This window comes from Vibrio sp. AH4 (assembly GCF_030710545.1).
Lineage (GTDB): Bacteria > Pseudomonadota > Gammaproteobacteria > Enterobacterales > Vibrionaceae > Vibrio > Vibrio metoecus.
The window spans coordinates 2,071,208-2,091,697 of the sequence record NZ_JALAIV010000001.1; the positions used below are offsets into that span (position 1 = coordinate 2,071,208).

19 protein-coding genes are annotated in these 20,490 nt (G+C 47.2%); 4 read left to right on the plus strand and 15 right to left on the minus strand.

Going from position 1 to position 20,490, the window contains the following annotated elements:
* Nucleotides 1-38: 38 nt before the first annotated feature.
* From MKA69_RS09735 to MKA69_RS09760, 6 genes are all read right to left on the minus strand, one after another.
* Nucleotides 39-440, minus strand: a complete 402-nt coding sequence (locus tag MKA69_RS09735) for a hypothetical protein (protein WP_305847925.1) — start codon at nt 438-440, stop codon at nt 39-41.
* Between the two features lie 291 nt (nt 441-731).
* Nucleotides 732-914, minus strand: a complete 183-nt coding sequence (locus MKA69_RS09740) for a hypothetical protein (RefSeq protein WP_000493164.1) — start codon at nt 912-914, stop codon at nt 732-734.
* Between the two features lie 150 nt (nt 915-1,064).
* The gene (locus MKA69_RS09745; protein WP_305847926.1) at nt 1,065-2,078 is read right to left on the minus strand and encodes a J domain-containing protein; all 1,014 of its coding nucleotides are present in this window, start codon (nt 2,076-2,078) and stop codon (nt 1,065-1,067) included.
* A gap of 111 nt (nt 2,079-2,189) precedes the next feature.
* On the minus strand, nt 2,190-2,858 hold the full coding sequence (locus MKA69_RS09750; protein ID WP_032469838.1) for an OmpA family protein: 669 nt from the start codon (nt 2,856-2,858) through the stop codon (nt 2,190-2,192).
* A gap of 102 nt (nt 2,859-2,960) precedes the next feature.
* Nucleotides 2,961-3,644, minus strand: coding sequence for a DUF2786 domain-containing protein (locus tag MKA69_RS09755; protein ID WP_305847927.1), 684 nt, complete (start codon nt 3,642-3,644; stop codon nt 2,961-2,963).
* A gap of 125 nt (nt 3,645-3,769) precedes the next feature.
* Nucleotides 3,770-4,453, minus strand: a complete 684-nt coding sequence (locus MKA69_RS09760; RefSeq protein WP_000742114.1) for a DUF3334 family protein — start codon at nt 4,451-4,453, stop codon at nt 3,770-3,772.
* A gap of 213 nt (nt 4,454-4,666) precedes the next feature.
* Here MKA69_RS09760 and MKA69_RS09765 point away from each other — a divergent pair, with 213 nt between their 5' ends.
* The 3 genes from MKA69_RS09765 to MKA69_RS09775 all read left to right on the plus strand — a co-directional run bounded on the left by MKA69_RS09765 (nt 4,667) and on the right by MKA69_RS09775 (nt 10,047).
* A complete protein-coding gene (locus tag MKA69_RS09765) occupies nt 4,667-7,702 on the plus strand; it encodes an FAD-binding and (Fe-S)-binding domain-containing protein (protein WP_305847928.1) in 3,036 nt (1,011 codons plus the stop codon).
* 55 nt (nt 7,703-7,757) lie between these two features.
* Nucleotides 7,758-8,219, plus strand: coding sequence for an isoprenylcysteine carboxylmethyltransferase family protein (locus MKA69_RS09770; RefSeq protein ID WP_000792733.1), 462 nt, complete (start codon nt 7,758-7,760; stop codon nt 8,217-8,219).
* A 139-nt stretch (nt 8,220-8,358) separates the two neighbouring features.
* Complete coding sequence (locus MKA69_RS09775; RefSeq protein WP_305847929.1) at nt 8,359-10,047, plus strand: trypsin-like serine protease; 1,689 nt, start codon at nt 8,359-8,361, stop codon at nt 10,045-10,047.
* Between the two features lie 64 nt (nt 10,048-10,111).
* Here the strand turns inward: MKA69_RS09775 and MKA69_RS09780 are convergent, their stop codons facing one another.
* The 9 genes from MKA69_RS09780 to yeiP all read right to left on the minus strand — a co-directional run bounded on the left by MKA69_RS09780 (nt 10,112) and on the right by yeiP (nt 19,377).
* On the minus strand, nt 10,112-10,837 hold the full coding sequence (locus MKA69_RS09780) for a DUF3581 domain-containing protein (protein ID WP_000480153.1): 726 nt from the start codon (nt 10,835-10,837) through the stop codon (nt 10,112-10,114).
* 148 nt (nt 10,838-10,985) lie between these two features.
* On the minus strand, nt 10,986-12,521 hold the full coding sequence (gene hutH, locus MKA69_RS09785; RefSeq protein ID WP_305847930.1) for a histidine ammonia-lyase: 1,536 nt from the start codon (nt 12,519-12,521) through the stop codon (nt 10,986-10,988).
* An 11-nt stretch (nt 12,522-12,532) separates the two neighbouring features.
* Entirely contained in the window at nt 12,533-14,230 is a 1,698-nt protein-coding gene (gene hutU, locus MKA69_RS09790; RefSeq protein WP_305847931.1) for a urocanate hydratase, read from the minus strand.
* 18 nt (nt 14,231-14,248) lie between these two features.
* Nucleotides 14,249-15,271 carry a formimidoylglutamase gene (gene hutG / locus MKA69_RS09795; protein WP_305847932.1) on the minus strand — a complete coding sequence of 341 codons (1,023 nt, stop codon included), beginning with the start codon at nt 15,269-15,271 and terminating at the stop codon, nt 14,249-14,251.
* The gene (gene hutI, locus MKA69_RS09800; RefSeq protein ID WP_305847933.1) at nt 15,261-16,469 is read right to left on the minus strand and encodes an imidazolonepropionase; all 1,209 of its coding nucleotides are present in this window, start codon (nt 16,467-16,469) and stop codon (nt 15,261-15,263) included. Before hutI ends, hutG begins: the two co-directional genes overlap by 11 nt.
* Nucleotides 16,470-16,572: 103 nt before the next feature.
* The gene (hutC, locus tag MKA69_RS09805) at nt 16,573-17,283 is read right to left on the minus strand and encodes a histidine utilization repressor (protein WP_305847934.1); all 711 of its coding nucleotides are present in this window, start codon (nt 17,281-17,283) and stop codon (nt 16,573-16,575) included.
* 116 nt (nt 17,284-17,399) lie between these two features.
* Nucleotides 17,400-18,347 (minus strand): DUF3187 family protein, encoded by a 948-nt coding sequence (locus tag MKA69_RS09810; RefSeq protein ID WP_001211039.1) that lies wholly within the window; start codon nt 18,345-18,347, stop codon nt 17,400-17,402.
* Between the two features lie 138 nt (nt 18,348-18,485).
* A complete protein-coding gene (locus MKA69_RS09815; RefSeq protein ID WP_000818873.1) occupies nt 18,486-18,806 on the minus strand; it encodes an HI1450 family dsDNA-mimic protein in 321 nt (106 codons plus the stop codon).
* Between the two features lie 4 nt (nt 18,807-18,810).
* Nucleotides 18,811-19,377, minus strand: coding sequence for an elongation factor P-like protein YeiP (gene yeiP / locus MKA69_RS09820; protein ID WP_001123593.1), 567 nt, complete (start codon nt 19,375-19,377; stop codon nt 18,811-18,813).
* A gap of 216 nt (nt 19,378-19,593) precedes the next feature.
* Here yeiP and MKA69_RS09825 point away from each other — a divergent pair, with 216 nt between their 5' ends.
* The gene (locus MKA69_RS09825) at nt 19,594-20,361 is read left to right on the plus strand and encodes a nucleotidyltransferase domain-containing protein (protein WP_055028597.1); all 768 of its coding nucleotides are present in this window, start codon (nt 19,594-19,596) and stop codon (nt 20,359-20,361) included.
* Nucleotides 20,362-20,490: the final 129 nt, after the last annotated feature.

Genomic DNA, 20,490 nt, shown 5'->3' on the forward strand with positions numbered 1-20,490 from the left:
CGTTTGCTTAAATTTATTCTCCGATCACTCTCGTGTGATTAGTGTAAAGAATAGGGTGCCTGTTTGATGAAAAACAGTTCGCAATGATGTTGCTGAGCATAGTGTTTTAGCTGTTGTTGAGTCATCAGATCAATCGCACTGCTGGCCACAATGGCGCTGGCTGTGCGGCAAGCGATGGCTTTGGCAATGATCTCCGCTTCTGAACAAACCTTGGATGGCTTGAGATGGATTACTTTGCCACTATCGATCTGATGTGCATGGAGTAATTGAATATTTGGACGTTGGCATTGAGCTGTATAGAGAATCCATTGTGCGCGCTCCGATAAACAGGCGAGACGCTGCATTACCTTTGCGTCACCCGTTAATTCGTTCGCTGAACGTTGTGTATTTCGCGTATGTGATGGGTATAGCCCAAAATGTTTGAATTCAGAGTGTAACATAATACTGTTTCTCCATACATGCTGTATGTAAGTACAGTATTATCGGTTGGCTGTTTTTGCAACCTATTTTTGGATGAAAAAAGTACAGCGAAGCCGATTCTTATCTGGGTTTTTAAGTTAAATTATTATTTTTCAATTGGTTGGGATTTGTGCGACGAGTGGTGATAATTTTGATGGGTTGCGTGTTTTGTGAGCGGTAGCACGTGGAGTCAGTGAAGTGCGAATAGGGCTTAGATGACTATCAATAGAAAAAGCGCCTTAAGGCGCTTTTTCTATCGAAGAGGATGCTATCTATCGAGCTGCTTGTTGTTTTTCTCGGAATGCCATCTCAGCTAGATTAAATTGCCGCACATCCATACGGGCAAATTCATTGCAGTTTTCACATGAATGATGGGCTTTACCATCCACATATTCATGTTTTGTCAGTAGTTTTGGCTGTTTACACCAATCACAGATGCCTTCTACGCTAAACATTGTCTTTTCTCCCACCCAAATCAGGCGTAAATTTCGCGCGGATTATGGCATGAGTGAATTAAAAAAGTTAACTATTTGTAATTATGGTTGAGAAGGAGATCGATTGCGCAAACACTGATTTTGCAATCGTTAAACAAGAATTCCCTGTGTTTATGCTTGCTTTTGTAACGATTTATTAACTGAATCAATCACGATTTTTACCGCTGAGTTGAGCCGTTTCATTTCCTCATCACTCCCATGTAGATCGGGATGATAGATTTTCGATAGCTGCTTATAACGTAATTTGATGGCTTTTACATCGGGTGTTTGCGTTGGATGGAATCCCATGACGGCAAAGGCGATAGCCACTTTTTGCCCGCTGAGGTCATTGGCTTGGTTTTGTTGCAGCCGTTTGCATTCTTGAAATAACTGATCAAGCTGCTGTTTCTGTCTCTTAATAATGAACTGTTGCTCTTTGAGCTTTGTTTCTGGATCGATGCTGGTGGATGCGATCACTGAGTTGCGAGGTTTTCGCCATATCATGCGAACAGAAATGATCGCGAGCAGAAGTCCCGCGGCTGCGAGTAACGGTAATAACCAATCGCTGGTAATCGCTTGATTGGCTGTTGGTATGGGTTGTGTGGAGGGAGAGCTGAGATCCTGATCAATCACTTTATCCAAGGATTCGATGCTGCTGAGCTGTTTTTCACGCTGTTGATTGAATTTTTGCTCTAGCAAACGTGAATACCCCTGCTCGGATTCGTTGTCTTGATTCGAATTTACGCGATACCAGAGTTCGGCTAAATCCAATGCGGGAATGGGCGAGGGGTGCTGTTCATACCACTTAGCCAAAGTCGCTGTAGCGCGAACGTTGCCACTGAGGGCGAGTTTGGTCAGCCAATATTGAGTCTGCTGAGCATCTTTGTTTACCCCTTGCCCAGTCATATAAGCGCTTGCAACTTGCGCCATGGCGGCGGGGTAATTTTGCTCTGCCGCTTGCAAAAACCAGTAAAATGCGTCGTTGAGATTTTGTGGTGTCGAACTCCCCGTTTGGTACGCTATTGCAAGCTGATACTGGGCTTGCGGATCATTCTGCTTGGCGAGCTTCATCAGCTCGATCAGATCATCGGCGGCCTCGAGTGGAAATGAAAACAGCAAAAACAGCCATAAACAACGCAAACGCATGGTTTTTCTTTCCCTAAATATGAAAAAAGCCCAGTAGGCACCGGGCTATCATTTTTCAACTTGAATCGATGGCAGTATGGGCTGCAACGTCAAGTCGTTTAGCTCTTTACACTATTTTAGTGGCAGAATTTGAATTTCGACACGGCGGTTACAAGCGCGTCCTTCTGCGGTGCTATTTGAGCATAGAGGGAAACGTTCACCATTACCACGAGCAATTGCTCGACCCGCAGCGACTCCCTGTGCAAGCAAGAATGCTCGTACCGATTCTGCCCGCTTTTCAGAAAGCACTTGGTTGGTGGTATCACTGCCTGTGCTGTCAGTATGGCCTTCTATCACCAAGCTCGTATCAGGATATTCCACTAGAATACGTGCCACGCCACGCAAGGTTTTATGAATATAGCTATCAAGTTGATAGGAACTGCTAGTAAAACCAATGCCATTTTCCATACGCAATAACAGTTGATTTTCACCGACACGTACCACTTGTACCCCAGAATCGAGCAGTGCTTTACGCAGTTCCGCCTCTTGCTGGTCAAAGTAATAACCAATTCCGCCACCCACTGCCGCACCGCCAGCCGCACCAATTAATGCATGTTTACGGCGCTCTTTGGCATCATCTCCTGTGGCTAAACCTACGGCTGCACCGGCTAAGGCACCGAGTAAGGCTCCTTTAGTGGCCGAGTTTGTTTCTGTTTCGCCTGTTGTCGCATTCTGGCGTTGGGTTGCTTGGCACCCAGACAACGCCATCACTGCGGCTAACAACAAAGTTGTTTTATTCAACACATTCTCTCCGTTTATTGAATGATTTTCCGCGCAATAAACGAGAATTCGTGTTCAACGTCAATCTGCGGATTGCGCTTTTTACCAATCTCTTACAAATGGCTACTTGAGAAGTTTCGGTGCTTGCGTACCATGAATAGGACGATTCACTGAAACACGCCGCCCTTTCTTAAGACCGATTTCATAATCTTCGGTCAAATTCTTCATCGCTTCCCTTAATTGCTGCTTAAACGTTTCACGGTCGATATTTTCAAACTCTTTATCAATGTAGTTATTGATTTTATTCATAGAGTCTTCATCTGGGGTGATGATGGGGAGTTTCTCTAAAGCTCCTTCAATCCAACCGGAAACAAAGGAATTTACGCGACGAGTGACTTCTAGCGATGAAGTCCCCGTACCAGCAAAACTGTTACGAAATTGGCCTGTTTGCTCATTCATCTCACGATAGATGATGTCAAACGCGAATGCCGCAAAGATGGCGCGATCGGCTTCACCAATAAATTCAACTCGCTTGAGCCCTTTATGGTTGATCAGTACCGCTTCCACACCAAATCGAGTATTGATGCCACGAATCACCCGCAAAATACCAGAGGAAATCGCGGCTGGGAGGAGATGGGTCGATTGGGTTTTTCCCATTTTGATGAACTCAATGTCATCCTTATCGAGACCATATTTCAGCATCAAATTGTGCGCCATTTTGATCGCATTGGCGGCTTCATTGACGTTAGCTGAATTACCTAGCTCAAGGCATTTCGCGATTTTTTTAAGGGCTTTTTGTTTATCCATTGGCAAGTAAAGCAGATTCGGTACGACTTAAGAAAAGTCCGACATTCTAGCCTTTTTGCCTGAGAAGGAAAAGGGAAGAGGTCGCCACAACAGTAACGACCTCTCAATTGAGTCTTTAGGAAGAGTTAGATGCCAAGTTGGTCAAGTAAATCTGCAGCGGCATCATCTTGTACAGATTGGGTAGCAATTGATTGAGATTTTTTCTGCTGCTGCGTGGCTTCAAGAATATCATCTGGGCTTTCATCTTCGCGCACATCAAAATCTTCTAACTGGATAAACTCAGTTTTATCCATTGCCAGTTCGAGGTAGAAAATGTTGTTATTCGCGGTAGAGAAAGTCACTCGGCGTGCTTGAGGGCGGTCTAGGTTAGTATCGACGGAGAGCAGAACCTGCTTATTGAGTGACAGCATTTTAGGTTGGTTTTGAGTGATGTTGGTTTGCAGTTCTTTGCGCACCTTATTGGTAAAATCACCCACCAGTTGGTTCATCAACTCGCCCAATACATCACCAACTTCATCGGAAGTGTGCAGCACCGCGAGCTCATCGTCAGGCATGCCCATGTTACGCATATAGTTGGTATAGACTTCAAGCGCTGCTTTAGCGGTGAAGTTAATGACCACTAAACCAGTAAAGCCCCCATCGAAGAGAACAAAACAACCAAAATCGGGTTTTAACGAGGTTTTGTTGATCTTCTGCACCATGGCGGAATAGTTGATTGGTGAGTTAGTAGCGGAAGTGAGAACCGTAGAAACCGATTGGCACAGCATGAGTAGAATATCTTCCGTTGTTACTATTTGATTTTTTTTCATCGTTTTTTCCATACAGTTCTTGATAAGTCGTATAACAGAATAGGTCAGCAAGAAATCAAGTTGAAAAAATTCTGTTTCACCGCATTCTGGCACTCAGATTCTGATTTGATCACCATTTTAAATGTTGTAAAGTGACCGAATTCAAAGATTACTCTTTAAAATCCAACATTAACCCAAAGCTGATTGGATCAGCGTAGTAGGGGCAGGAAGCAAATGTTACCAAGACTTCATCATCAATCTGACGTTGATCCGGTGGTTTTAACCTTTTTACATGAGTTAAAAAGCGCAGGATTTACCGGCGATATTGAAACCCAATATTCTAGCCGCCTTGCCGTTGCGACGGATAACAGCGTTTATCAGCAACTTCCTCAAGCTGTTGTGCATCCTAAATCTACCGAAGATGTAGTACTTATAGGAAAGATTAGTTCAAAACCAGAATTTGAGAGAGTGACTTTTTCACCTCGCGGGGGCGGTACGGGGACCAATGGCCAATCGCTGACTAAAGGGGTGGTGGTTGATCTCTCGCGGCATATGAACCGTATCTTAGAAATTAATCCGCAAGAGGGATGGGTACGAGTGCAGGCAGGGGTCATTAAAGATCAACTCAATGATGCGGTACGCCCGCATGGCTTTTTCTTCTCTCCCGATCTTTCGACCAGTAATCGCGCGACGCTTGGTGGAATGGTCAATACCGATGCTTCAGGGCAAGGTTCGCTACAGTATGGCAAAACATCAGATCATGTGTTGTCTTTGCAAGCAGTATTCGCCGATGGGTCTCTGCTGGAAACCGATCTTTCGCAAGGTTTGCCTGCTCCCAATACGTTTGCTGCGCAAGCGATGCAGGTGACTGAACAGGTTTGCCGCACCAAGCGTGAGCAAATTGTCGCGAAATTCCCGCCGCTTAACCGTTTTCTCACTGGCTACGATTTAAAAAATGCTTTTAATGAAGCGGAAGATCGCTTTGATATCACCCGGGTATTGTGTGGCGCAGAAGGTTCACTGGCGTTTATTACCGAAGCTAAACTCAATTTAACGCCAATCCCCAAAGCTCGCACTTTGGTGAATGTGAAATACGACAGCTTTAATTCCGCACTGCGTAATGCGCCTTTAATGGTTGAAGCGAAAGCTTTGTCGGTAGAAACCGTTGACTCGAAAGTACTCAATCTTGCCAAAGAAGACATTATTTGGCACAGCGTAAAAGACTTGCTGGCCGATGTGCCGGGCAAAGAGATGCAAGGCATCAATATGGTCGAATACGCTGGCCAAGACAGCGCGCAGATTAATGAGCAAGTTGCACAATTAACCGCGCGCCTTGATGAAATGATTGCCAACCAACAAGCGGGAATTATTGGCTACCAAGTCTGCAGTGATTTAGCGAGCATCAACCGCATTTACAATATGCGTAAAAAAGCGGTGGGCTTGCTCGGCGCAGCCAAAGGCCGAGCTAAACCGGTCGCCTTTACCGAAGATACCTGTGTGCCGCCAGAGAACTTAGCCGATTTTATCGTTGAATTTCGCGCGCTGCTTGATTCAAAAAATCTGGCTTATGGCATGTTTGGGCATGTGGATGCGGGCGTATTGCATGTGCGTCCTGCGCTTGATTTGTGCGATCCCAAGCAAGAACTGTTGATGCGTGAAATTTCCGATCAAGTGGTTAAGCTCGTCGCTAAATATGGCGGTTTGATGTGGGGTGAGCATGGCAAAGGCTATCGTTCGGAATACGGTCCAGAATTTTTTGGTGAGGAGTTGTTCACTGAACTGCGTCGTGTGAAAGCGGCGTTTGACCCGCACAATAAGATGAATCCGGGCAAGATTTGTACTCCGCTTGATACGCCGTTTGAGTTAGTCAAAGTATCGGATACTAAACGCGGTTTTTACGATCGCCAAATCGACGTCAAAGTGCGCGATAGCTTTAAGCAAGCGATGGAGTGTAACGGTAACGGTTTGTGCTTTAACTACGAAACTAGCTCCCCGATGTGTCCGTCAATGAAGGTGACGGCGGATCGCCGCCACTCGCCGAAAGGGCGCGCAGGATTAGTGCGGGAATGGTTACGCCAACTGACAGAGCAAGGCATTGATATTCTCGATCTTGAAAAAGCCACGCTCGAATCCTCGCCAACAATTAAATCTATGCTGGATCGAGTTCGTCATGCTTTTAGCAAAGATAAAGAGTACGACTTTTCGCATGAAGTGTACGAGGCGATGAATGGTTGCTTGGCCTGTAAGGCCTGTGCAAGCCAGTGTCCGATTAAGGTGGATGTGCCCAGTTTCCGTTCGCGTTTTCTGAATATCTATCACAGCCGTTATCCGCGCCCAGTCAAAGATTATTTAGTCGCGAATATCGAGACCTTATTACCTGTGATGGCGAAGGCTCCGCAACTGGTGAATAGTGTGTTAGCACAATCTTCGGTGCAAAAATTAACCGCTAAAACGGTGGGCTATGTCGATGCACCACTCTTGTCGGTACCGACACTCGCCCAGCGTTTGCGCCGTCATCCGGTCGTGTTGTTTGATATGCAGCGTTTGGCGGGGTTATCACAAGAAGAGCGCGAGCAACATGTGGTGATCGTCCAAGATCCGTTTACCAGTTATTACGATGCGGATGTGGTTGAAGATTTTGTCTCCCTGCTGCTTAAGTTAGGCAAAAAACCAGTATTGCTGCCATTTAAACCCAATGGTAAAGCGCAGCACATTAAAGGCTTTTTACGCCAATTTCGTTCGACGGCAGCGAATACCGCCGCATTTCTGACTCAAGTGGCGGATCTCAATATTCCGCTCGTGGGTGTGGATCCTGCTTTGGTGCTTTGCTATCGCGATGAGTATGTTGAAATATTAGGCAAAGAGCGCGGCGAGTTTTCGGTTCTGACGGTTCATGAATGGCTCAAACCACGCCTGTCGCAGTTTACGCCTCAAGCAACCGATGCACAGCCTTGGTACTTATTGGCGCACTGTACGGAAAAAACTAAGCTGCCGAATGCGGAAAAAGAGTGGGTGGAGATCTTCCGCCACTTTGGTACGCAGCTCAATGCGGTGGCGGTAGGTTGCTGTGGCATGGCGGGTACCTTTGGTCATGAGGTGGATAAATTGGCGATGTCTCGGGATATCTACGATTTGAGTTGGCAACCCGCATTAGCGTCGCTACCGAAAGAGCGCTGTTTGGTCACCGGTTACTCGTGTCGTAGCCAAGTGAAACGGTTTGAGCAAATCAAACCTAAGCATCCGTTGCAGGCTCTGTTACACTTGTTATAAGCAGAATGCCCAGTGACTCCACTGGGCTTTTTCATTCAGTTGAATTGAGGTGATTATGAAAAATTTAGAATTAAAGGTTCCTCCAGTCGCGGTTTTTCTGGTGGCCTTGGCGTTGATTCATCTCTCTTCCATTCTCTTTCCAACGTTAACCATTACACTACCGTGGCCAAGCCTAGTCATGGCGCTCTGTTTTTGCAGCTCAGGTTTCTGGGGGATTGCAGGTTTGTTGGAGTTTCGTCGTTTTAAAACGACGGTGAACCCCATGGCTCCGGATCTCGCGGCCACTGTGGTAGACAGCGGCGTTTTTGCACTCAGCCGCAATCCTATGTATCTCGGCTTACTGCTCCTGTTGTTTGGGCTTGCTTACTGGCAAGAAAACGCTCTTAGCTTGGTGATAGTTGGCGGTTTTTTGCTGTACATGAATCAATACCAAATCGAGCCTGAAGAGCGGATTCTAGAAGCCAAGTTTGGCGAAGCCTATCTACATTACAAAAAGCGAGTGAGACGCTGGTTGTAGTAGATGAACACTTTGTTCTGAATATGCTGATTCATTTCACAAACTAATAAAAATAGTACCAATAGCGCATGATTTTTTTATTGATTCTAGTAATATCTCGCGCCTCAAATGATACTTATTACTAATGAAAAGGCTAGTTGTGAAAAAGGTTTCTTCGTTGTTAGCGTGTTCTATCGCGTCACTGTTTTTTCCGGCAACGGTTTATCCAGTGTCAATTGAAAATGTATCACCTTATATTATTAATGGTTCGGATGCTCTTCTTGGTGAATGGCCCTCTATTGTGGCTTTGGTCGAACGCGGTCAAACTGCATCTGTCGGTCAGTTTTGTGGTGGCAGTTTCTTGGGCAAACGTTATGTATTGACTGCTGCTCATTGTGTTGCCTCAAAAGAAGCGAAGGATTTAGATGCGATTATAGGTATAAATAACTTAATTAATGAAAATGATGAAGGTGTAAGAGTTGCTGTTCGTCGTATTTATCTTCACGAAGATTATGTGCATGAGAATTTGCTCAATGACATCGCAGTTCTAGAATTAGAGAATGAGGTTCAAGCACCGCCTATTGTTATTGCTGATAGTTCGACACGAGTTTCAGATCATATTGGCGAGCCATTGAAAGTCGCAGGTTGGGGAAGTACTAGCCCTATTAGGTGGCCTTGGAATACCAGTGAGTCGATTTTGCAATACGCAGATGTGGCTCTGATAGAACAATCAGAGTGTTATCGAACCATGTCTGGTTACAACCCATATGGAATAACAGATCAGCCAGATTCTGAGAACTTTTGTGCGGGGTCAATAGATAAGAAATCCGCGTGCCGAGGGGATTCTGGAGGCCCAATAGTTTTGGCTGGTAGTGGTGTACAACTAGGTATTGTAAGTTGGGGGCCTCAAGTCTGTGCTGCTGATAATACTTATAGTGTATATACAAATATAAATTATTTTACTGATTGGATAAGCGACCATATTCGTGGTTTTAGCTATGAAAGCAATGTTTATTTAGAGCCTGTACCATTAGCCCCTTTTACACATAGCTTGGTTTATAACAATTTCAGTGATATTCCTATTAATTTCATAGATATAGAAATATCTAACAGCTCGACTAATCCTCGATCTTTGGTTTCTATTATCAACGACGATTGTTCTGGCCGTATGCTTCGTCCCGATGAAAGCTGTAATATCGACGTTAGATTTTCTCCTAACTTTTATCAAATATATCAGTATACTATTAATGCAAATATTCTAGATAATGGTTTACCTGTAGCTAAACAGTCTAATATTCAGTTTCAAACATTGAGAAGTGCAAACCAAGAAATAATTGAGGCACTTTTTGAATTACCTAAAACATCTGTTCTAACTACTAAAAATGGCTGGGAGCGATTACCGAACAATGCTCTTCGCTCAGGAGTTACTGGTGATGGTGATAGCTCGTCATTAATTGTTAAAGGAATACCTAAGGGTAGTTTGTTCATTCAAATGAACGTGTCTGCTGAATATTCGGATAAATTGCAAATTTATATTAATCGTAAGTTGGAAAAAGAATTAGAAGGTTTCAGTAATGCGATTTATAGTGTTGCATTACTTGAGGATCTTAATACATTAGAGTTTCGATATGTGAAAGATCAAAGCGTAGCTTCGGGAAAAGATGCAGCTTTTATTGAAAAACTTTATTACAATGAAATACCGATTATTATCGCTCAGCCGAGTTCTTCAGAAGTTGGAGAGGTAACAACGGTAACAAGTACGGTTAACACGGATTCAGCGGGAAGTCTTAATTTTTTAACGCTATTTTTGTCTCTATTATGTTTATTTAGAAGACGTATTTCTGCCTAGATGTATATAAATAACCCGCTGCCCGCGGGTTATTTTTTTGCATTAGACTTAGATGCTCTGCGAATTATGCCGCTTGCTCAATTTGGCTGAGAAAAGCCTCTTTGCGCTCATTGAAACGGTTGACGAGATCATCGATTTCCGCTTGGTCGTAAGGTTTTAAACCGCTGGCGACCATACGTTTTAGGCCTTTACCGACCACTTGTCCTTCATCTTTAAACACGAAGTTGAGTGTCACTAAGCCGCGTTTGCCATCCACATCAAAGGTCGCGCCCGCAAACTCTACTTCTGGATGGGTGAGATCAAGGCGGGTAAATTCCACTTCCATCGATTCATAAATCACCAGTGGACGCTGGCAGTTGATCATCATCTGCTGCTCTTCCATCAACGGCACCATGATGTGCGGGAAGTTCATGCCAGAAAACTGCACATAGCTGGTCACCACATGCTCAATAAAAGCAGGGTTGCGGTTGACTTCACCTTCACGTGACATGTGCAGATACTCTTTGCCGCTGGCATCCACGACTGCGCTTTCACGCTGACACTTATTTTCAATGTGCAGAGCAACGCCATCACTCACCATGCCAGAGAAATCAAAACGCATCTTTTGGCTAATGCCTTCTTTTTGCAGCAATACAGCAAACAGCAGATCGCCCGGTACGCAGAAACGTTTACTGTCTTCGTCATGGATGGGGTTGAAATCACCCGCGACCAATTTGGCAAAGTGGCTAGCCTGTTGGCGAGTAAATTGAAATTGGTGCTGTTGATTTGAATGGTATGCAGTCAGGAACATGGTTATCGCTATCTCAACTAAACTGCGCGCATTATAGGACAGAATCTTGCGATGATTGGTCTATCCAGTGGATATGTTCTTTCGCCACTTCAAGTGATTTAAGTATAAGAGCCCCGTAGGGCTCTTGAAATGTTGATTTGTCAGTCACTTAATGCTGGCTTGGTAGCAGCTGATCGGGCATTAAACGGTTGTGTACGGCAAGTTGCAGCAGAGCATTGGCTTTTTCGATATCCGGCGCAAAATAGCGGTCTTTATCGTAAAACGGTACTTTTTCACGCAGTATCTGCCTTGCTTCCTCAATGCGTGGTGAGGACTTCAATGGTGCACGAAAATCCAATCCTTGTGCTGCTGCAAGGTATTCCACCGCCAAAATACCACGAGTATTTTCGCCCATATCACGCAGTCTGCGCGCGGCAAACGTCGCCATGGAAACATGGTCTTCTTGGTTGGCTGAAGTGGGTAAACTGTCGACTGACGCAGGATGCGCGAGGGTTTTGTTCTCACTGGCTAAGGCGGCTGCCGTGACTTGGGCAATCATAAAGCCGGAGTTCACCCCACCATTGTCGACCAAAAAGGGCGGTAGTTTACTTAGCGCACTGTCAATCAGCAGTGCCATACGCCGCTCGGAGAGACTGCCAATTTCAGCAATCGCCAGCGCCAAGTTATCCGCTGCCATGGCCACAGGTTCAGCATGGAAGTTGCCGCCTGAGATGATGTCGCCATCCTCGGCAAACACGAGTGGGTTATCAGAAACCGAGTTAGCTTCGACTTCCAACACCTCTGCTGCACTTCGAATTTGCTGCAAGCAAGCGCCCATCACTTGTGGTTGGCAGCGCAAAGAGTAAGGATCTTGCACTTTTTCACAATTGCTGTGGGATTGGCCAATTTCACTGCTGACATCGAGCAGGTGACGATACGCCGTTGCAGCATCCATTTGGGTTCGGTGCCCACGCACGTGGTGGATACGCGGATCGAAGGGGCGACGGCTTCCCAGAGCGGCTTCGACCGACATCGCACCGCACACAGTGGCGGAGGCAAACAGATCTTCAGCCACAAACAATCCTTCGAGCGCAAATGCGGTCGAGGCTTGAGTGCCATTGAGTAGCGCGAGCCCTTCTTTAGGGGCGAGGGTAATTGGCTCTAGCCCCGCAATTTTCATCGCTTCCAGACCGGAGATGATTTTGCCGTTGTAACGTGCTTGGCCTTCGCCGAGCAACACTGTGCTCATGTGAGCCAGCGGCGCAAGATCGCCCGATGCGCCAACCGAGCCTTTTTTCGGTACGCAAGGATAAATCTGGTTATTGACGAGCTCGATCAAAGCTTGGATGACTTCAAGACGGATACCAGAATAGCCACGCGCCAAGCTGTTGATTTTAAGTAACATCATCAAACGAACGGTTTCATCCGACATCAGCTCGCCGATGCCCGCAGCATGAGAAAGCACGATGCTCTTTTGCAGCGTTTCTAAATCTTGTGGGGCAATTTTGGTGTTGGCGAGCAAACCAAAACCAGTATTGATGCCGTAAACGGTACGTCCTTCGCTGATCACTTGTTCGACGACTTGGGCGCTTTCGGCAATCGCCGGAATCGCTTCTGGATCGAGGGATAACACCACGGGTGAGCGGCTCACTTGACGCAACTGTTTTAAGCTGAGTTGGCCGGGTTTGATCATCAGGTGCAACATGGTTTCTTTCCTCACTTGAGTTTGGCCAGCTCAGCGTTGAGCATTGGTAAATCGAGTTTTTGCTGCTGCGCGCAGCGTTTGGCAATCTCATAGCCCGCATCGGCATGGCGCATCACGCCGGTCGCTGGGTCATTATGCAGCACGCGTGCAATACGTTCGGCGGCATCATCACTGCCATCACAGCAAATCACCATGCCGGAATGTTGTGAGAACCCCATACCGACGCCACCACCGTGGTGCAGCGAAACCCAAGTAGCACCACCTGCGGTGTTGAGTAGCGCATTGAGTAGCGGCCAATCAGAGACCGCATCTGAACCATCGAGCATGCCTTCTGTTTCGCGGTTCGGGCTAGCGACTGAGCCTGAATCGAGGTGATCACGACCAATCACGATTGGCGCTTTGAGCTCGCCATTTTTCACCATTTCGTTAAAGGCTAAGCCTAAGCGAGCGCGATCTTTTAAACCGACCCAGCAAATACGGGCAGGTAAACCTTGGAAGTGGATTCGCTCACGCGCCATATCCAGCCAGTTATGCAGATGTGGATTGTCAGGGATCAGCTCTTTGACTTTTTGATCGGTTTTGTAAATGTCTTCCGGATCGCCAGAGAGTGCCGCCCAGCGGAACGGACCTATCCCTTCACAAAATAGGGGACGAATATAGGCCGGCACAAAACCGGGGAAGTCGAACGCATTGGTAACACCTTCTTCCAGCGCCATTTGGCGAATGTTATTGCCATAGTCCAGCGTCGCAGCGCCGCGAGCTTGCAAATCAAGCATGGCACGCACTTGGATCGCCATCGAAGCTTTGGCGGCTTTGACGACTTCAGCTTCATTTTGCTGACGCATCTGCGCGGCTTTTTCCATGCTCCAGCCGAGTGGTAAATAGCCATTGAGTGGATCGTGTGCTGAGGTTTGATCCGTCACCACATCAGGTGTGATGTTGCGTTTGACTAATTCGGGGAAGACGTCGGCGGCATTACCCAGTAAGCCGACAGAAATTGGGCGATCGTTATCGGCGATCATTGCGAGCGCTTCATCAAGCGTGTTGGCTTTTTTGTCGACATAACCGGTGCGCAGACGATAGTCGATGCGCGATTCATCACATTCCACCGCAATCATCGAGAATCCTGCCATCGTCGCCGCCAAAGGTTGCGCGCCGCCCATGCCGCCCAAGCCGCCAGTCAAAACCCAACGGCCTTTGGCATCGCCATTGAAATGCTTTTTCGCAACCGCGACAAACGTCTCGTAAGTGCCTTGCACTATGCCTTGCGAGCCAATGTAAATCCAAGAACCTGCCGTCATCTGGCCGTACATCATCAAGCCTTGTTTATCCAGCTCGTTGAAATGTTCCCAGTTTGCCCAGTGTGGTACTAAGTTGGAGTTGGCAATCAACACACGTGGCGCATTTTTGTGGGTTGGGAAAACCCCCACCGGTTTACCCGATTGCACCAGTAAAGTCTGGTCATCTTCGAGGCGCTCCAGCACTTCGACGATTTTGTCAAAGCACTCCCAGTTACGCGCCGCGCGGCCAATGCCACCATACACAACCAGTGCATGAGGATGTTCAGCCACATCGGGGTCGAGGTTATTCATCAGCATGCGAAGTGGGGCTTCAGTGAGCCAAGATTTGGCGCGCAGCTGTGTGCCACGAGGGGCGCGAATGGTGCGCTGAGTGTCCAGTCTTGTTCCTTGTGCAGATGACTGTGTCATGTTGAGACTCCTTTTGATTCACGGGTGACGGATGGATTGCACTTGTTCGGCCATGGCGTTAGCAATGTCCCAACACAAACGAGCGGCTAAGCGCGCCGTATGTTGATCGATATCGAAACTCGGGTTGTACTCGGCGATATCGGCAATCATCAGTTTGTTTTTGAAATGAAGAATTTGGTCGAAATAGGGGGCAAGCGCTTCTAGGCTCACACCGCGCGCGGCAGGCGCACTGACGCCGGGCGCACTGGCCGCTGGAAACACGTCCAGATCAATGGTGAGATAGAGGTAATCACAATCATCAATAAAGTGTTGTAATTGAGTCAGGTGATCCTTGAGTGACAAAGGCGAAAAGGCTTTGTCTTCAACATACCAAACCCCTAGCTTATCTGCGCGTTCAAATAGCGCGGGCGTATTGCTGGCGCGGCTCACACCTAGGCAGGCGTAATGAAAATCCCAACCTTGCTGCTGGCAAAAATGGTGGATTTGATTAAACGGCGTGCCTGAGCTTGGGCGTACTGGAACGAACGCTGTTTCAACCCCAGATTCAAACGCGCGTAAGTCAAAATGTGCATCAAAATTGATGATGCCGATCCGTGGTTGCTTTACGCCTGTTGCTAGAAAATGTTGCGCTAAACCCTGAAAGGTTGCCCAAGCAATCTCGTGTCCGCCGCCGAGCACGATGGAACGCGCGTGAGGCAGAGCCTGTTGAATCACTTGCGCGCATTCTTGCTGAGCTTGCTCTAATGCATCACCTTCACAACAAATGTTGCCCAAATCGTAAATGGGGGTGGGATGATGCCACGCGAGATTGGCCAGTGCTTGCTTAATAAGGTTGGGCGCGTGCTTGGCTCCGATGCGACCTTTGTTACGTGCAACGCCCGCATCACACTCAAAGCCGATCAACGCCACACCCGGCTCTTGGTTCGCTAGCTCGCCCACTTGAATGGGACAAGCGATATGGTGCACACGACGCCCGGCTTGACCATCTTCGGGATCATGGCGGCCTTGCCAAGTGTGCTCTGTGGTGAAATTAGGATTCATAGCTTAGCTCTCCATTCACCATGCGAGCATGCAGGTGAGAAACGCCGACTTGATAGCTCAGCTCGGCAGGGTGTTCGATATTCCAAATCGCCAAATCAGCATCGTAGCCTTCTACGATTTGTCCACGGTTTGCGGCGTAACCCAAGGCTTGTGCTGCATGGCAAGTGACACCGCGTAGCGTCTCTTCTGGCGTTAGGCCAAACAAGGTACAGCCCATATTCATCATTAATGACAGATCGGCAAACGGTGAGGTGCCGGGGTTTAAATCGGTAGAGATGGCCATGGGTACGCGATATTGGCGCAGCCATTCAATCGGCGGCTTTTGGGTTTCGCGCAAAAAGTAAAATGCACCGGGAAGTAAGGTGGCAACCGTGCTCGATTGCGCCAATGCTTTCACGCCCGCTTCATCAAGGTATTCGATATGGTCAACGGAGAGCCCACCCATGCGAGCGGTGAGTGCGCTGCCGCCTAAGTTGGAAAGCTGCTCGGTATGACCTTTGATTTGCAAGCCATGCGCTTGCGCAGCATGAAACACGCGTTCAGTTTGCGCCACGCTAAAACCAATCGACTCACAAAACACATCCACGCTGGTGGCCAGTTGTTCCTGTGCGACAAGCGGAATGATCTCTTGGCAAATATGCGCGATATAGTCATCACTACGGCCTTGAAATTCAGGAGGCAGTGCGTGCGCGGCAAGTAATGTGGTGGTGATTTTGACGCGGCGATGCTGCTCCAGCGCTTTGGCGGCACGCAGCATTTTAAGTTCATCCTTAAGTGTTAAACCGTAGCCAGATTTCACTTCAACGGAAGTGACACCGCTACGCAGCAGGCCATCCAAACGCGGTAGCGCGAGTTCGATCAACGCTTCTTCACTGGCCTTACGAGTGGCATTCACGGTAGAAAGAATGCCGCCACCTTGGGCGGCGATGGTTTGGTAGGGCACACCTTGTAAACGCAGCTCGAATTCGTTGGCGCGGCTGCCGGCATAAACCAAGTGGGTGTGGCAATCAATCAATCCCGGCGTAACTAATTTGCCGGCACACGAGATAGGATGCGCATCGCTGGGAAGGTCAATATGTTGGCCAATGTGTTGAATGCGCCCCTGCTCAATGATGAGGGTTTGCGGCTCGGTTATCTGATAACCTTGCACGCCCGGTTGCATGGTTACTAAACGCGCTTCGGTCAACACACAATTCATCGCTTTCCATCCAGATATCGGCATTTCAAATGTATATACAAATAAATAGTGGAAAGCGTAAAAGTTCGCAACTTGAATGTTGCGAAAATGTGATCATGTGGGACTATTGGTTGAACAGAATTTTCGAGCTGAGTTTATAACGCGAACCCGGATGATAGAGCAGGGCAGAGCTAATCAGCTTATCACCACTCCAAGTACGGCGATTGAGTAGCAAGCAAGGTTCATTAGCCGCAAGTGAAAGGGCTTGTTTGACATGCGCATCGGCCACAATGGCTTCTACAGTATGTTCAATCGCGCTCAGTGGACAGTTTTGCGACAAATATTGGTTGGGCGTAATTTGGGTAAAATCTTGATCCAAATAGTGTGGCACCGAACGGCTATTCACCCAACGCACTTCCAGCTGCATTGGGATGTCGTTAGCGTAGTGAATGATTTCACTGTAAAACACTGGGCTACCCACCATCACACCGAGCTTGATGGCGACAGCTTCATCGGCGTTCAGCGCACGCTGTTCAACCACTTTATTGTGATACTGTTTACCGCGACTGAGGATTTCATCCGCGATGTTGCGAATATCCAGCAAAGGTGATTCGGCTTTCTCTTCTGCCGCGCAAACAAAGGTGCCTAAACGTGGTCGGCGCTGTAATTTGCCTTCACTGACCAGATCGCGCAGCGCTTTGTTGACCGTCATGCGGCTGACACCAAATTGCTCGGTTAATTCCAATTCAGTGGGGGTACGATAACCAACTGGCCAACGACCCGACTCGATGTTATCGAGCATAAATTGTTTGATTTGCAGATAGCGTGGTGACAAGTTTCAACTCTTTCAAAAAATCATTTGCATAGACAAATCATTTCTTTGAAATCGAAGTTTTGCAACTTTTTGTGTGTAAGTTGCCACATTGCGCAGATTTTACTGAGTGATAACGCCTACAAGCGATAGCGATAACTGATGTGCAGCGCAATATCCGTGCTGTTATCGGTGCTGAAGACGTTTTCAGTTAACGCAAGCTCCAAGGCGCTAGATGGCATTACGTAGCGATAACCCAGCACATATTCTGTTGCGGGTTTCTCAAGCTCCTTGGGGCTTTCCACTGTGCCTTGATAAAAATGAAAAGAGCTAAACAAGTGGTGCTTGGTATTGAGTTGGTACTCATAACCCGCTGCCAGAGTGAGGGTCGATTTTTTCGTTGGTAGCGTGCCTGTCGCACTATTGTGATGAACTACGCCGAGCAGGCCATAAATTCGATGCGCGTCCTGCTGATAGGTGTAGTTCAGTTGCAGTGCTTGCTCAAAACGGTTTAAGCGTAATAAGCCATTTTGGTTGTAATAGAGCGTAGCACCGAGTGAAAGACCATGCTGCTCGGAAGTGTGGATTTGGTACTGCGTGTAAACAGAAAAGGCGCTGCTGAGAGTGGAGCCAGAAAAGTCATCCCACGCAATCTTGTGCTCTGGAACGGCAATATGAAAACGGTGTTTATCAACACTATCACGCCCATTTTGATCCAGACCAAACAGGTCATGAAAGCCCATGGTCAGCGAATCCAACTGGTTATCCCACGCCTGACTAAACCGATAGCTCAGCTCCGCCTGCCAACGGGGTGCAAACTGCCATTTAAGACCTAAGGTGAACTGGTTTTGGTAGAAATCACCCTCATAACCCGGACTATCACTCCAGATACTGGCAGCAGAAAATCCACCAAACAGCTCTTGGCTATCCAGCGGGAGTGAAAATCCGTCGCGTAGCTGTGGAGTAAGGGAATGGCTGGCGAGAGGCGCTTGGGCGTAATTGATGAATGGGCCGTAACGGTATTCATTAGCCAGACTAGGAAAAGCCACAAGAGTACAAATAAGGCTAAGCAATGGGATGAATCGCATCGTCTAACTCACAGTTTGATTGCACTTGAGTTAAGTTTAGCGGAATTTTTTGTGATAAGGCTTGGGTTTATGTCTCAATCTAACATCTTGGAATGTCAATAAAGAGCAACGCCAGCTCGAAAGCTGGCGTTGAGAAGTTTAGTCACGCTTCCACAGCATATGGCAAAACTTCTGATCTGGGTCACGACTGATCAGCATACGGGCGAACACATCGTCCAGCACATCGTTCTCTTCGTTCACCAGACCAATGCGAACCTCGGCGTAGATTTCTTTATCGACTTCAAAGCCCACTTGATCATCCCAGTCATCACCCACATCAACCATTTCGGCCGCGCCGCGATCATCAAACTGTGCGGTGAATAGAATCACATCCACGGGTTCGAGGTTATCTGGCGCCATCTCTAGGAAAATGTCGTATGCGGTATCAATGGTGTCGTCGATAGAAATTAGCTCAGCCATAAGATTACGCTCGGTTCATAAATTTGCGTTCAGCAGTATTGATAACGATACGATCGCCCGTTGCAATGTACTCTGGAACTTGAACCACTAATCCAGTTGGCATACGCGCTGGTTTAGTACGAGAAGAGGCCGAAGCACCTTTGATTGATGGATCCGTCTCTTCAATCACCATTTCAACTGAAGATGGCAGTTCAATCGCAACTGCTTCACCATCAACCAATACTACGCTCATACCTTGAATTTCTTCAGTGATGAACAGCAGTTCGTCTTCGATTTCATCTTTCTTGAAGTTGTATGGGGTGTAGTCGTCATTGTTCATGAAGACATACTCATCGCCATCAATGTAAGAGAAAGAGATCGGACGTTTGTTCATTTCTACGGTATCTAGAACGTCATCAGATTTGTAACGCTCATCTACGCGTGCGCCTGTGTTTAGGTCAGTACAACGTAGTTTGTAGATTTTTGAACCGCCGCGGCCACCTGGAGTGGTCACTTCGATGTCTTTGATCAGCAGAGTTTTACCGTTAGAAACGATGGCAAAACCTTTTTTCAGTTCACTTGCCTTTGGCATGAAATATATCCTTCGTGTAAAAAGTGGCAGTATTATAACTAAAGGATGAGGGGAAAAGGAATATCTCTCCTTAGGTTGCGTTTTGTCTCACGCGTTGCATGATGAAGAGCTAACCGGAGTGGTGCTTTGCTAAGCAATGAAACGGTGAGCTATTGATTGATAGCCGCGCATCGTGGAACATAAGGCCTCTGCAAATCAAGTGAGTACGTGAGCGGTATGACTCTGCCGGTGATTGACCCGAAACAGCCTTTTCAACCTGAATATCAAAGCGCGATTGCCGATTTGGTACGTTTTTGGCGCGCAGGGGCAGGGCAGGCACTACACAGTATTTATCTTTACGGCAGTGTGGCGCGCAAAACGGCGCAACCCAATCGTTCTAACTTGGATGTGGTGGTGGTCACACATGGCGCTTTTGAAGAGAACCGTGCCACCTTAATCAACACGATTCGTTGGCGTTTTCAAAAAAGCTATCCGTGGATCACGGATGTATCAATCAAAATGGCCACCGTTGAAGAGATCGCGACGCTAGAGGCGATTTTCTCTTGGGGTTTTATGCTGCGCCATTGCTGCGTGTGTGTATATGGCGATGATCTGGCGGAGTGTTTTGGTCATTACGAACCGAGTTGGGAAATCGCCAAACATTGGAATATGGATGTGGGTGATTGGCTAACCTACTACCGAGATAAAATTGCCAAAGCCTCTAGCGAGCAAGAGCAGATTTTGGCTCAGCAGATGGTGGCAAAAAAACTGCTGCGCGCCAGTTACTCACTGATTATGTATCGCGACAAACAGTGGTTTGACGACCCCATTGAGTGTGGAACTCACTTCCTACGTTATCATCCAGAGAAGCAGCTTGAAATTGACCGCCTTGGTTTGCTGTTAAACCCACGTGCGATTCCTAAACGCTCGGTCATTGGTTTACTTGATAGCTTTGGCCCGTGGTTAGTGTCTCAATATCAAAAAACTGAATTCAGGATTGGTTAGTCTTTTTTGAGAATTTGCAATAAGTATGAGTTTGCACAGTTTAACGGTTTATTAACTAAGGAAATGCTGTGCTAACTTTTAGTTATGTATTATTCCGAGTTGCTCTAGCATGCCCATTCTTGATAAGTG

Bases quoted from the DNA above. Each gene is read 5' to 3' on its own strand.
- MKA69_RS09740 (WP_000493164.1), bottom strand. From the start codon at position 914: ATGTTTAGCGTAGAAGGCATCTGTGATTGGTGTAAACAGCCAAAACTA.
- MKA69_RS09755 (WP_305847927.1), bottom strand. From the start codon at position 3,644: ATGGATAAACAAAAAGCCCTTAAAAAAATCGCGAAATGCCTTGAGCTA.
- hutH (WP_305847930.1), bottom strand. From the start codon at position 12,521: ATGTTGCACCTGATGATCAAACCCGGCCAACTCAGCTTAAAACAGTTG.
- MKA69_RS09735 (WP_305847925.1), bottom strand. From the start codon at position 440: ATGTTACACTCTGAATTCAAACATTTTGGGCTATACCCATCACATACG.
- MKA69_RS09765 (WP_305847928.1), top strand. From the start codon at position 4,667: ATGTTACCAAGACTTCATCATCAATCTGACGTTGATCCGGTGGTTTTA.
- hutG (WP_305847932.1), bottom strand. From the start codon at position 15,271: ATGAATCCTAATTTCACCACAGAGCACACTTGGCAAGGCCGCCATGAT.
- MKA69_RS09825 (WP_055028597.1), top strand. From the start codon at position 19,594: ATGACTCTGCCGGTGATTGACCCGAAACAGCCTTTTCAACCTGAATAT.
- hutU (WP_305847931.1), bottom strand. From the start codon at position 14,230: ATGACACAGTCATCTGCACAAGGAACAAGACTGGACACTCAGCGCACC.
- hutI (WP_305847933.1), bottom strand. From the start codon at position 16,469: ATGAATTGTGTGTTGACCGAAGCGCGTTTAGTAACCATGCAACCGGGC.
- MKA69_RS09815 (WP_000818873.1), bottom strand. From the start codon at position 18,806: ATGGCTGAGCTAATTTCTATCGACGACACCATTGATACCGCATACGAC.
- MKA69_RS09770 (WP_000792733.1), top strand. From the start codon at position 7,758: ATGAAAAATTTAGAATTAAAGGTTCCTCCAGTCGCGGTTTTTCTGGTG.
- MKA69_RS09760 (WP_000742114.1), bottom strand. From the start codon at position 4,453: ATGAAAAAAAATCAAATAGTAACAACGGAAGATATTCTACTCATGCTG.
- MKA69_RS09810 (WP_001211039.1), bottom strand. From the start codon at position 18,347: ATGCGATTCATCCCATTGCTTAGCCTTATTTGTACTCTTGTGGCTTTT.
- yeiP (WP_001123593.1), bottom strand. From the start codon at position 19,377: ATGCCAAAGGCAAGTGAACTGAAAAAAGGTTTTGCCATCGTTTCTAAC.
- MKA69_RS09745 (WP_305847926.1), bottom strand. From the start codon at position 2,078: ATGCGTTTGCGTTGTTTATGGCTGTTTTTGCTGTTTTCATTTCCACTC.
- MKA69_RS09780 (WP_000480153.1), bottom strand. From the start codon at position 10,837: ATGTTCCTGACTGCATACCATTCAAATCAACAGCACCAATTTCAATTT.